Here is a 12,690-nt window from a genome sequence, read left to right as displayed (position 1 = left end):
TCACGATTCACTTGTTTAATCCCGGCATCATGACTCTGGTGATGCCTTGGTTTCCCTGCCTTCTTCATTTTCAGGGATACCGCCATCTTGCTGTTCACCTGTACTTATTTCCTCTTCCTGACGAGGAGCCAGAACAGATGCAACGACTTCTTCACCATCGTTGTCGATTGTAACTTGTTTATTCGTTTGAATATCGGATATGTAGATTGTATCTCCTACCTGAAGTTCGGTAACGTCAACATCGATGGAGTCAGGAATGTCATTAGGTTTAGCTGTAACCGTCACTTCATGAAGAGACTGCTGAAGGACCCCGCCGTCTTTCACGCCTTTACAAACACCTACAAGGTTAACGCGTACTTGTGCCTGTAATTGGGCGGACATATCTACAATTAAAAAGTCTGCATGATAAATGGAGTTCTTTATTGGATCCTTTTGATAGTCAGAGAGCATGACTTTATAATTCTTACCTTCCAAGTCCAAAGAAATGATTCCATTACGGCCTATTTCCTTGATTGTCTTTTGAAGCTCAATATTATTGACTGAAATGGCCGTACTGTCATTTTTATTGCCATATACTATCGCAGGGATTTCGCCGCTTTCTCTCAAATTCCTTAAATTAGAGTGTTTTGAATCCGTACGTTCTTTTGCAGCTAATATATTACTCATACATCCTCCGCCTTCCTGAATATGAATTGCAAGTTTCTCTATATTTAACATTTCCCTAAATGGCGAAGCATTAAACATGAAAGGTAAAATCCAAAGGGAGCAAGAAGGTGATAAACATATGGTAAACATAGGAATTTGCTACAAAAAACTTTTTTCATTTTTTTCTCTGATTCAAGCGTGAATCGCCTTTTTTTCCATTTCCCCCTCAACTTGCATCACCCGGTTAAGGATTTGGGCTGCTAGTGATGAATATTGAATGCTATCCTTTTTCCGCGGTCTCGGCAGATTGATTTCCTTATTCATGACGACTTTGCCTTCTTCGATTAATAAGACACGATCGGCAAGCATTACGGCTTCTTCAACATCATGTGTAACAAGTAAGGCAGTAAAGTCCCTTTTCCTCCATAGTTCCTCAATCAGCCTTTGCATGCCAATTCTAGTCAAAGCATCCAATGCCCCTAACGGCTCATCCAAGAGGAGTATGTCAGGTTGGTTCACCAATGCCCTCGCTAATGCCACCCTTTGTTTCTGCCCCCCAGATAAAACGGACGGCCACTCATTTGCTCGATCGGCAAGGCCCACTTGCTCCAGTAATTCCATAGCACTTGGCTTCCAATCCCCTTTTAAGCCTACACCAATATTTTCAAGGATTTTTTTCCAAGGAAACAGCCTTCCATCCTGAAACATCGTACGTGACGATCTATTTAATCCATTCAAAGGCTTTCCATTCACCAGTATCTGCCCGTCCGTCGGCTTTTCCAGTCCTGCCACAAGACGAAGCAATGTGCTCTTTCCACATCCACTTTTGCCGACAATGGCTACGAATTCCCCTTTTTTAAAGGTGAGGTCCATTCCCTTTAATACTTCAAACTCCCCAAAATTCTTTCTTACACCCTGCAACTCCAACGAATTTCCACTTTTCATGCAAATGACCTCCTCATTGGTATGATGGATGCCACTTTAAGCATCTTTTTTCAATTATTTTGGCCGCAACGTCCGATATTTTTCCCAATAAGGCATATAAGAGAATACTGAGAACAACAATATCCATCCTCATGAATTCCCGGGCATTCATAGCCATATATCCTATTCCGGAATTGGCGGATATAGTTTCTGCTACAATTAATGTGACCCACATGATTCCAAGGGAGAAGCGGATACCCACCAAAATGGAGGGAAAGGCTGCAGGGAGGATCACATTCCAGAATAAAGAAAAACCACTTAGCCCATAAACCCTCGCCGCTTCGATTAATTCCTTATCCACCGATTTCACTCCATGAAATGTATTTAAATAGATAGGAAACAGAACCCCTAGGGCGACAAGGAAGATTTTCGCTTCTTCTTCTATACCAAACCATAGAATAACCAGCGGTATTAAAGCTAAATGCGGAATGTTACGTAACATCTGAAGCGATGTATCGAATAAGGTTTCTGCAATGGATGATAATCCATTTAATAAACCCAGTACAAAACCAATGACACCGCCTATTAAAAAGCCGATGAAGGCACGCTGAGCACTGATGCCGATATAATCAATAAGTTCACCTGTCTCCAATAAAGCAACACCTGCTTGAAATACTTCAGTCGGGGCAGGCAATATCCGATCCGACAAAATCCCCCACAATGACAGCAGCTGCCAAGTTACCAAAAGGAGAATGGGCACAAGCCATGATATGAGGTGGAACCTATTGAACTTTTTGTTTAACTTTTTCTGCATCATCAATTTCACTTCCTTTTGTAGGATAGTGGTCATTAGCCAGTATTTCCCCGAATGGGCTAGTAGCTTTTGAAACGGGAGCTTGCTGCTGTTCAACAGGGAGCAAAGGGAATAATAATTCAGCAACTCTATACGCTTCTTCCAGGTGAGGGTACCCGGATAAAACAAAGGATTCTATTCCGATTTCTTCATATTCCTTCATTCTGGCGGCAACATTTTCAGCACTTCCGACTAGTGCTGTACCGGCGCCCCCGCGCACTAGACCAACACCCGCCCATAAGTTTGGACTGATTTCGAGTGAATCCCTGCTTCCTTTATGAAGTTGCGACATCCTCTTCTGTCCCACTGAATCAAACCGTTCAAAAATCTTTTGTGAATTTTCAATCATTTCATCATCCACATATTTAATGAGTTCGTCCGCTGCCTGCCAAGCTTCTTCTTCCGTTTCTCTTACGATGACATGCATGCGAATGCCGAATCTGACTTCACGTCCGTACTCTGCTGCCTTTTTACGTACCTTTTCAATTTTTTCAGCCACTTGCACCGGCGGCTCACCCCAAGTCAAGTAGACATCAATATGCTTTCCCGATATATCGATGGCTGGATCGGATGAACCTCCGAAATAGAGCGGTGGGTACGGTTTTTGTACAGGTGGCAACAGAATATTTCCACCTTCAACCTTTAAGTGCTCCCCTTCATATTCCACACTCTCACCAGACATTTCCCTTCTCCAGATATCAAGAAATTCATTTGTTTGCTCATAGCGTTCCCCATGATTCAGAAATACGCCATCACCTGCCAATTCGACCGGGTCCCCCCCAGTTACAACATTGATCAAAAGACGGCCATTCGACAACCTGTCGAAGCTTGAAGCCATACGCGCAGCTAAGGTTGGCGACATTAAACCTGGACGGATAGCAACTAAAAATTTCATTCTTTCCGTTGCAGAAATCAATGAAGAACCAACTACCCAAGCATCCTCACAGGATCGTCCCGTTGGAAGCAAAGCCCCTTCAAATCCCAAATGATCAACTGCCTGTGCAATTTGTTTTAAATAAGGAAGTGTAATCGCTCTCCCTCCCTTTGTCGATCCTAAATAGCGACTTTCCCCATGTGATGGCAAAAACCAAAATACTTTCATTTTATTTCCCCCTTAATTTTTTTTAACATCTGCAGATGCATCTAGAACATTAATTTTGCTTGGAATTAATTTAAGATTGTAAAATGTATCGGCAATATTTTGTTGATCATCCAAAACCGTACTGGAAATCTCCTCAAGTCCGTATTCTTTTCTATTTAATGTTTTTTCTAATGCCTCCACACTCATTCCAATTTCCGGAGATAAAAACTCAGCGACATCCCCTGGGTTTTCTTCAATCAATTTATCAACTTTTATCAGTTCTTCTTTGATGATCTTCAAAGCCTCTTCGTTCCGGGCAAATGAATCAGTTGCCAAGAAGAATTCTCGATTCGCAACCAGTCCTTCTCCATCCCGGATCGTTTTCGTTTCAAGCTCCAATTCCGCCGCTGATAAAAATGGATCCCATATTACCCAGGCATCGATTTGGTTTCCTTCAAAAGCAGCTCTCGCATCAGCCGGTGGCAAGTAGACGGGCTGAATGTCATCAAGAGTAAGACCTGCTTCCTCTAACGCTTTGACCAATAGGTAATGAACATTTGAACCTTTATTCAAGCCAACCTTCTTTCCCTTTAACTCTTTCACATTTTTAATGGGTGAATCCTTTTGTACGACTATTGCCTCTCCTGATGGGTTTGCCGGTTGATTGGCAATGTAGACAAGTGGTGCCTTGGCTGCTTGTGCAAATATCGGCGGCGCCTCCCCTGTGTGCCCAAAATCAATGCTGCCGACATTCAAGGCTTCAAGCAGCTGAGGTCCTGCAGGGAATTCAGTCCAATCGACGGTATATCCCACTTCTTTTAAACGTGTTTCCAGATTCCCTTTTGATTTTAAAATATTTAATGTCCCGAATTTTTGATAACCGATTTGGATGGTTTTCTCTGATTCTTTTGCGTCAGCACTTGTGGAGCTGTTCTTTTCCTGCCCACATGCACTCACTATCAGCATGAAGATGCAAAAAATGGATAGGAGCCATATCTTTCGTTTTTTCTTCATATTCTGCACACCCTTCTTAAACTATTTATATAAAAATAAAAGGCTCCTTTCCTTCACCGATAAGACAATAGGCAAAATGATGCCCAATGTTTTATTGGTAAGTGAAAAGGAGCCTTCGGTAGTCCGATCGGCGTTAACCAGTATGTACCTGCGTTAGTACAGTTTTTCATTCCATGAATATGAATTGAATTTGTATAGCTATTTTATTATTACTATTCTCATCTGTCAACTAAGAATTAAGTATTTTCTGAAACTTTTAAACAAAAACACGGCGAGCCCGATGGCTCGCCGTGTTTTTGTTTATTATGTTATCAATCGAATAATGTGCTTACTGATTGTTCCTCATGCACACGAATAATTGCCTCTGCAATCAATGGTGCTACAGAAAGTCCAACAATTTTATCGATTTTCTTATCTTCAGATAGGGCAATCGAGTTAGTCACGACCAATTCCTTGATCGTTGAATTTTGAATCCTTTCGATGGCAGGACCTGAAAGGACTGGGTGTGTACAACAAGCATAAACTGCTTTAGCGCCATTCTCCACAAGGGCATTGGCCGCTAGTGTGATAGTTCCTGCAGTATCGATGATGTCATCAATCAGTATTGCTGTCTTCCCTTCAATATTACCAATGATGTTCATGACTTCAGCCACGTTCGGTCTTGGACGGCGCTTATCGATAATGGCGATCGGCGCTTTTAGGCGATCGGCCATTTTACGGGCACGAGTTACACCGCCATGATCTGGGGAAACGATGACGATATCACTTAAATCTTTTTCCTTGAAGAAATCAGCTAAAATCGGAACAGCAACAAGGTGATCAATCAGAATATCGAAGAAACCTTGAATTTGTGGTGCGTGAAGATCTAATGTGATTACACGGTGGGCACCAGCCGTTTCTAAAAGATTTGCGACAAGTTTAGCTGTAATTGGTTCACGCGCACGCGCTTTACGATCTTGTCGGGCATAACCGTAATATGGCATTACAATATTGATCGTTTTAGCTGAAGCACGTTTAAGAGCATCGATCATAATTAAAAGTTCCATTAAATTTTCATTGACTGGTTGGCTTGTTGATTGGATTACGTATACGTCACAGCCACGAATACTTTCTTCAATATTAATCTGAACTTCACCGTCACTGAAACTTGTTACGCTACATTTTCCAAGTTCAACACCGATTGCAGCAGCAATTTCCTGAGCTAAATCGAAGTTTGAATTTAAAGAGAATACTTTTAAATTAGGATCTAAATACTGATTTGACATGATGACCTCCGTCGGTTATTTATTAAATTTCAAATTCTTTACATAATCTTCTTTGTTAACTTGACGAGCCCGGGCAACGGATAGGGCATCCTGCGGTACATCTTGCGTGATGGTTGACCCAGCAGCTACATATGCTCCTTCTCCTACCGTTACAGGTGCAACCAGATTAGAATTGCAGCCTATGAAAACATTATCTTCAATCTTCGTCAAATATTTATTTTTCCCGTCGTAATTCACGGTAATAGATCCGCAGCCTATATTAACATTCTCCCCAACCTCTGCATCACCAATATAACTCAAATGCGATACCTTGCTTCCTTTGCCAAAAACGGTCTTTTTAATTTCTACAAAATTACCGATCTTAACGGAATCCTTAATATCTGATTGAGGTCTAACATGTGCGAATGGACCGATTTTCACAAAACTTCCAATACTGCTTTCATGTACAACCGATTGGAGGACTTCCGTTCCATCACCAATTTCACAATTACTGATTTCCGTATTCGGGCCAATTAAGCAATCCTGCCCGATAATACTTTTTCCTTTAATGAATGACCCAGGGTTAATGACTGTATCCTGCCCGATTTGTACATCCGCTTCAATGAACGTAGTAAGCGGATCGATGATCGTTACACCATTCCTCATATGCTTTTCATTGATGCGTTTTCTTAAAACCTGCTCAGCCTGTGATAAAGCCACACGGTCATTCACACCCAATGTTTCCTCGAAATCACTGGATTGGAAGGCCGTCACCACTTCGCCTTCCTGTTTTAAGATTTCAATAACATCCGGTAAGTAATATTCTCCCTGGACATTTTCATTTGAAACTTTTTTCAGCGCGTTAAACAATGCTTGATTGTCGAAGCAATATGTACCGGTATTTATTTCCTTAACATATCTTTCTTCATCAGAGGCATCCTTATGCTCTACGATTTTTTCTACAAGTCCGCCTTCACCGCGAAGGACCCTTCCATAGCCAGCAGGGTTATCTGCATATGCTGTTAAGATTGTTGCTTTCGCCTGACTTTGCTCATGCAATGCTATAAGCTCTTTCATCGTTTCCGCTTTAATCAGAGGCGTATCACCGCAAATAACAAGGGTCGTACCACTTTTTACGGATAAAACGCTTTCCGCTTGCATTACAGCATGTGCCGTACCTAATTGCTGTTCTTGTAAGGCATACTTGCATGAATCACCAAGTTGTTCTTGAACTTTTTCAGCTCCATGGCCGATGACTGTTACAATTTCTTCTATTTGAAGTTGATTGACTTGATCGATAACATGTTGTACCATTGGTTTCCCGCAAACAGGGTGCAAAACCTTATAAAGCTTAGATTTCATCCTAGTACCTTGCCCAGCGGCCAATATTATTGCATAGCGATTACTCATAACAGGCCTCCATTTTCACCTTTTTATCCACTAAAAATATTATCTCAAATAGTGATTCTTTTCAAGGTAACAATTAAAAGTACATATAATTGTCAACCGATCAGGTGAAAAAAGTTCGATTTTCGACAAGGTTATAAATGTTATTATTGGACCTTGGAGAATTATTTCACATCATGGTCGATGTCATTTTCATTAACAGCATAATACAGAAACAATGTCCCCTGCCTTTTATAACACCAGCCAACCCCATTATCCCAAAACACTATCACGGCGCTCCATACCCTATGCACAAGCCAGTTGGGCATACTTCACCCTTTGTTAACTCCCATTCCGAAATCAGGTTACCAATTCGTTTCATCTTCAGCCAGATGGCTAGATTAAGTGGCATCCCTTTAATTCCACTTACAGGAATTTCAATATCTGGGTGGACAAAGGTTTAAAAATTAAAAAGGACGGGTACTTAAACTTTTGAAGATAACAACGTAGGTTTATAAATTCATTAGAGTAAATATCTGCATGATGAGCGGACAAGTTCTAAACTTATCCGATTTTGAATAAATAAAAAAGAGCACTACTTATGAAGTAGGCTCTAGATGCACGAATTATAATTTTAAAGTTTAAAAGTAATGTTATTTTAAGAAGCACCTGCTCCAGCTTCCTCTAATTCAGTTTCAAGTTCTCCCAATCGATGATATTCTGTCAAGACAGCTTCTTGAATTTTCCCGCGTGTCGAGGAATTGATTGGATGAGCGATATCCCGGAATTCTCCATCTGGAGTTCGTTTACTTGGCATTGCTACAAATAAACCATTGTTTCCGTCGATCACACGAATATCATGAACCACAAATTCATTATCCAGTGTAATTGATGCGATAGCTCTCATACGACCGTCCGTATTCACACGGCGTAATCTTACGTCAGTTACTTCCATTTAAGCTCACCATCCCTTTTTGTTGTTGTTAAAACTTAAAGTACATATTCAACAAAAAAACGTGAACTCCTTCTATTATCTGTAATTTTTTTAGAAAATTCAGCCTAGTTTTTTAAAATACTAAAAATCACCCTTATATTAAAGGAAAATTACCCATTACGAATTGCCTTTAAAAAAATAAAAAACGCCCGTTTATTTAACGAGCGCTACTACTTCTATTTCCACTAGTGCGTCTTTCGGAAGCCGAGCAACCTCTACACAAGAGCGAGCAGGTTTGTGAGCAGAAAAATATTCTCCGTATACTTCATTAATCGAACCGAAATCGTCCATACTTTTAATGAATACTGTAGCCTTAATGACAGTTTCCAATGAAGCCCCAGCTTCTTTCAATACAGCTTGGAGATTCTTAAAGACCTGGTGTGTTTGTTCCTTGACATCCCCTGTCACCATCTCACCAGAAGCAGTAAGTGGGATCTGTCCTGAACTGAAAAATAACTTATCCACGATCACGCCTTGTGAATATGGTCCGATCGCTGCCGGTGCTTCATCCGTATGTATCGTTTTCATGATATGATTCCCCCTATTCCTTTTTCGTAAAATAATTCCCTCGGCTGACATTGATTTTCTTGTCTCTTTCGACTACCTGCGTCAACTTGATTAATGAAACATAGTCCTCGACAAGACACTCCTCCGTATGTTCGGATTCGACCAGCACCGCAATTCCGGCAACTGTTGCCTTGAATTCATCCAATAGACTGACCATACCGTTGATGGTACCCCCAGCCTTCATGAAATCGTCTACAATTAATACATTCGAACCCTCAACCAAGCTTCTCTTAGAGAGTACCATAGTCTGAATCCTCTTTGAAGAGCCAGAAACATAATTGATGCTCACTGTAGAACCTTCCGTTACTTTATTATTCCTTCTTACAATGACAACTGGAACATTCAAATAATTTGCCACGGCGTATGCTAATGATATCCCTTTGGTTGCCATTGTCATGATGACTGAGACATTTTTCTTGGCATACATTGAGGCGATTATCCTTCCAACCTTATTCACGGTTTGCGGATGTCCTAAAATGTCTGTCATATATAGATAACCGCCAGGAAGCAACCTTTCGGGACTAGCAATCGTATCGCATAATCCGTCAATGAAGGCATTGGCTTCTTCTTCCTTGATGGAAACAATATATTTCACTCCACCGGCCGCACCTGGAACGGTTGTTAAAGATCCTATCCCGCGTTGTTCAAAGGTATCTTTGATGATCGTCAAATCTTCACTGATAGAGGATTTTGCCGAACTATACCTTTCAGCAAAATAAGTCAGCGAAACAAGTTCCCCCGGATGTTCTAATAAATAATTGGTCATATCGACTAGCCTCTCGCTGCGACGAAATTTCATTGAGACACCCCCTTTGTGAATTCCGAATATTATATAGCAACTATACCACTAATGTACGTTTCTATTCAAGGTTGTTTCGATCACCCAGTAAACGGACTGCATAGACTTGATCACAAAATCCGCGAAGTCCATTATAAATTCTTTGCATGCGCGAATCATGTTCCACCAAACCAAAAACGGTCGGACCACTTCCGCTCATCAAGACCGAATCTGCTCCAAATGTCTTCATTTGATCTTTAATGTTCGCAACCTCTGGGTATAACTGCAATGTCACCTGTTCCAGAACATTGCCCAACCCCTCGCATACATCGTGATAATTGTTTTCCATAATAGCCGTAATCATTCCAGGTACATCCGGATGCTCCATTTTTGAAGTTTGGAGCCTTTTATATATATCCGCTGTCGAAACGCCAATCGTCGGTTTGGCCAAGATGACCCAGCATTTTGGCGGTGCAGGAAGATGCGTGATTTTTTCCCCGCGCCCTCTGGCCAATGCCGTACCTCCGTATACACAAAATGAAACATCGGAGCCAATTTCAGCTCCTATTTCCGCAAGTTCATCCATGGAAAGACCTAGCTTCCACAGTCTATTTAAGCCCCTCAATGTAGCTGCGGCATCACTGCTTCCACCAGCAAGCCCTGCGGCTACAGGTATATTTTTCTCTATAGTTATAGAAACACCTTTATTGATTCCAAAACGTTCCTTTAGAATAAATGCGGCTTGATAAGCTAAATTCCGATGATCATCCGGAACAAATCGATTATGGGATAGAATTTGGATATGATTCCCCTTTATTTCCTTTAGTTCAATTCTATCGGCAAGGTCGACTGTCGTCATGATCATTTCCACCTCATGATACCCATCAGGCCGTTTGAAAAGCACATCCAAAGCCAAATTAATCTTAGCCGGGGCTTTTTCCATAAGCTTCAATATGTCCACCTACTTTAACGTTCTTAAAAGTTCTTGTCCTATTCTATCATATTTGTTTATATTCTAAAGGTTTTTTCATCGTAATTTCAATGTAATGAAGCTAAGATTGGCCTTTAGAGGGGAATAGACACATGTAGGCACATGGGAGAGCAGCCACTTCCTGAATCCCAAAAGACTTGCTACATATCCAAATAGCAATTACCGATACATAAAAAAACCAGACTCCTTAACTACAATGTAAGCAAAAATGAATAGAGCTATACATCGCATAAGAAGTCTGGCTACTTTCAACATGACGGCATGATACAATTAAGTGTTTATCTTACTCCTTGTTCACCAATTGACGTTGTGCTTTTTCGATAGCAAGTTTTACCATGTTACCTGCGTCCCTGGCCCGGATTCCTCCCCAGCCTTCTTTCTGGACAACATCGTAAAATCCAAGTTCTTTAGCCAATTCCTCTTTAAGACCATTTGACATAATCCCTTTTTTCCTGCTCAAGCGAAGCAACCCCTTTCACATGCCGTCACATGCCTAGTGTTTGCATCATAAGCTATTTCATTACATCCTTTTTAAGCCTCTATTGGGGCTCACAGGATATTTTATACAAAACAAAAAGCAGCAAACATAGTTGTTCGCTGCCTCGTCTAAGTTAAATCTCTTGTTGTTTGTTTAAAAATGTTAGTTCTACGGTTTCCGTTAAAACATCCGCATAGCTGTAAGATACTCTTTCAAACGCATTTTCATCTTGGTCGAGCTCAATTACAAAAACAGCCGGATAAGTTTCCGCCAAAGTTCCAAATCGTTCTACAGTCTTTCTTCTTCCACCGTTTGCTTTTAAGAGCAATCTTTTACCTAGGTTTGAATCAAGTGCAGTTTTAATATCAGCTAGAGTTTTTGGCATTTTCGGTCCACCTCACTAAGTTAAGTATATCACAATTCACAAATATACGCAAACAAAATAATAAATTATATCAGCACTTAAAAATGTAGTCAATATATTTTTATCTGAAATCCGGCAAAATCGCGAACAATTTTATTATATCCTGGGAAATGAAAAATTATGTAAACGAACTATTTCATTAATTATTAAACCGAATTTTCGTAGTTAAATCCTTACTTAGTGACATTACCAAACAAAAAAACCGTTTTTTTGTGAGGATATCCGAATTCTTCCCCACCAAAAGCAAGCTGCATTCTTTTAAAATGCAGCTCGTTCATTCTTCCTGAAATGGCTTGAAAGGCAACCCGGTCCGTAACACCCCTTTAGTCTCAATTCCCCCCAACCCCTTCTCTCCCGTTAATGTATTCCGAAGGACATCCCAAACATGAATATGATCGGAAAAAGGTGTAAAGCTTATCTTTCCGACGATATATACCGGATCAAGAGCATGTATATTAACACGGGAGGGAGAACTTGCAAAATTAGCCCCCGCTTGGATTAATGATTCAAAATGCGATTGACAAGCCCCGGCAAATATAATCAGTTGATCTAAATGGGAAACCCTCCTTCGTGCTTCTCTAACTGTCTGTACAAAATCCTTTGAGTGACGGTAGGCATTGATATCGGACATCGGTCCTTTTGATTTTGAATAGGCATCATGACCGGTGACAACAAGAATGTCCGGCCGATAATGGTCCAACAACCCCCCGATTCTTTGGGGCATTTCCTTTTCATTGCAATAGATGCCATTGACCGGAATACTGAATTTCTGATATAGTTCCATGCATTTCCTTAAGTAAGACGCATCCCCATCAACATGGAGGACCCTCCCTGGTATCTGAAAATATTCACCGCTATACCGATAGCCATTACTCGATTGATAGCCATTTTTTTGTTGTTGCAGCTCTAGATCTTGTGTTAATAATCGGTAAGATTGTTCTTGAAGTACCTCATTCGATTTTTGTCGATCATTTCTTTCATTATCATTAATGATCATTAAATCTTGAAAAGGTGCATCTGCAATCAGTCGGATATCTTCCCCATAAAGAATAGCTTCACGCCTTCCGTCAATATCACGGATATCGATTACCCGGAACAACACGTCGCATTTATAAGAAACCCGACCGACAATATCGTTTATTTGAATATTCATGGCCTCACCCCATGAGAAGACTTATTTTCAGCCCGCCCTAGTTTATTTTCATTCTTAAGTTATGCGAACCATTCTTGAATGGTGAAAGGTTGGGATTGATTACATTTTTGGGTACGGTTCCATCATGGTATGCCAATATCAAAATAAAAAAAGCCGGA

The 12,690-nt window shown here is 40.7% G+C and carries 14 protein-coding genes; all 14 read right to left on the bottom strand.

The window, feature by feature from the left end; genetic code table 11:
• Positions 1-27 precede the first annotated feature (27 nt).
• The 14 genes from ACIROD_RS25695 to yabG all read right to left on the bottom strand — a co-directional run bounded on the left by ACIROD_RS25695 (position 28) and on the right by yabG (position 12,532).
• Positions 28-666 carry a 50S ribosomal protein L25/general stress protein Ctc gene (locus ACIROD_RS25695; RefSeq protein WP_101225935.1) on the bottom strand — a complete coding sequence of 213 codons (639 nt, stop codon included), beginning with the start codon at positions 664-666 and terminating at the stop codon, positions 28-30.
• A 171-nt stretch (positions 667-837) separates the two neighbouring features.
• The gene (locus ACIROD_RS25690; RefSeq protein ID WP_402945537.1) at positions 838-1,590 is read right to left on the bottom strand and encodes an ATP-binding cassette domain-containing protein; all 753 of its coding nucleotides are present in this window, start codon (positions 1,588-1,590) and stop codon (positions 838-840) included.
• A 13-nt stretch (positions 1,591-1,603) separates the two neighbouring features.
• Positions 1,604-2,386, bottom strand: coding sequence for an aliphatic sulfonate ABC transporter permease SsuC (ssuC, locus tag ACIROD_RS25685; protein WP_230178759.1), 783 nt, complete (start codon positions 2,384-2,386; stop codon positions 1,604-1,606).
• Complete coding sequence (ssuD, locus tag ACIROD_RS25680; RefSeq protein WP_230178758.1) at positions 2,352-3,524, bottom strand: FMNH2-dependent alkanesulfonate monooxygenase; 1,173 nt, start codon at positions 3,522-3,524, stop codon at positions 2,352-2,354. Before ssuD ends, ssuC begins: the two co-directional genes overlap by 35 nt.
• A gap of 12 nt (positions 3,525-3,536) precedes the next feature.
• On the bottom strand, positions 3,537-4,517 hold the full coding sequence (locus ACIROD_RS25675) for a sulfonate ABC transporter substrate-binding protein (RefSeq protein ID WP_402945532.1): 981 nt from the start codon (positions 4,515-4,517) through the stop codon (positions 3,537-3,539).
• A 311-nt stretch (positions 4,518-4,828) separates the two neighbouring features.
• Positions 4,829-5,782: a ribose-phosphate diphosphokinase gene (locus ACIROD_RS25670; protein WP_061440331.1), complete on the bottom strand. Its 954-nt coding sequence runs from the start codon at positions 5,780-5,782 to the stop codon at positions 4,829-4,831.
• Between the two features lie 15 nt (positions 5,783-5,797).
• Positions 5,798-7,171 carry a bifunctional UDP-N-acetylglucosamine diphosphorylase/glucosamine-1-phosphate N-acetyltransferase GlmU gene (gene glmU, locus ACIROD_RS25665; RefSeq protein ID WP_101225909.1) on the bottom strand — a complete coding sequence of 458 codons (1,374 nt, stop codon included), beginning with the start codon at positions 7,169-7,171 and terminating at the stop codon, positions 5,798-5,800.
• A gap of 634 nt (positions 7,172-7,805) precedes the next feature.
• Positions 7,806-8,102, bottom strand: a complete 297-nt coding sequence (gene spoVG, locus ACIROD_RS25660; protein ID WP_034316332.1) for a septation regulator SpoVG — start codon at positions 8,100-8,102, stop codon at positions 7,806-7,808.
• Between the two features lie 192 nt (positions 8,103-8,294).
• The gene (locus ACIROD_RS25655) at positions 8,295-8,672 is read right to left on the bottom strand and encodes a RidA family protein (RefSeq protein WP_202190662.1); all 378 of its coding nucleotides are present in this window, start codon (positions 8,670-8,672) and stop codon (positions 8,295-8,297) included.
• Positions 8,673-8,682: 10 nt separating this feature from the next.
• Positions 8,683-9,507, bottom strand: a complete 825-nt coding sequence (gene purR / locus ACIROD_RS25650) for a pur operon repressor (RefSeq protein WP_101225907.1) — start codon at positions 9,505-9,507, stop codon at positions 8,683-8,685.
• A 61-nt stretch (positions 9,508-9,568) separates the two neighbouring features.
• The gene (ispE, locus tag ACIROD_RS25645; protein ID WP_101225906.1) at positions 9,569-10,438 is read right to left on the bottom strand and encodes a 4-(cytidine 5'-diphospho)-2-C-methyl-D-erythritol kinase; all 870 of its coding nucleotides are present in this window, start codon (positions 10,436-10,438) and stop codon (positions 9,569-9,571) included.
• A gap of 322 nt (positions 10,439-10,760) precedes the next feature.
• The gene (locus ACIROD_RS25640; RefSeq protein WP_101225905.1) at positions 10,761-10,937 is read right to left on the bottom strand and encodes a small, acid-soluble spore protein, alpha/beta type; all 177 of its coding nucleotides are present in this window, start codon (positions 10,935-10,937) and stop codon (positions 10,761-10,763) included.
• A gap of 151 nt (positions 10,938-11,088) precedes the next feature.
• Positions 11,089-11,340 carry a biofilm formation stimulator Veg gene (veg, locus tag ACIROD_RS25635; RefSeq protein ID WP_061440325.1) on the bottom strand — a complete coding sequence of 84 codons (252 nt, stop codon included), beginning with the start codon at positions 11,338-11,340 and terminating at the stop codon, positions 11,089-11,091.
• Positions 11,341-11,653: 313 nt separating this feature from the next.
• Positions 11,654-12,532: a sporulation peptidase YabG gene (gene yabG / locus ACIROD_RS25630; protein WP_101225904.1), complete on the bottom strand. Its 879-nt coding sequence runs from the start codon at positions 12,530-12,532 to the stop codon at positions 11,654-11,656.
• Positions 12,533-12,690 lie beyond the last annotated feature (158 nt).

It is taken from the genome of Peribacillus sp. NPDC101481 (genome assembly GCF_044767165.1).
GTDB lineage: Bacteria > Bacillota > Bacilli > Bacillales > DSM-1321 > Peribacillus.
The sequence above is the reverse complement of the archived record's forward strand: the minus strand, read 5'-3'. Positions and strand labels throughout refer to the sequence as shown.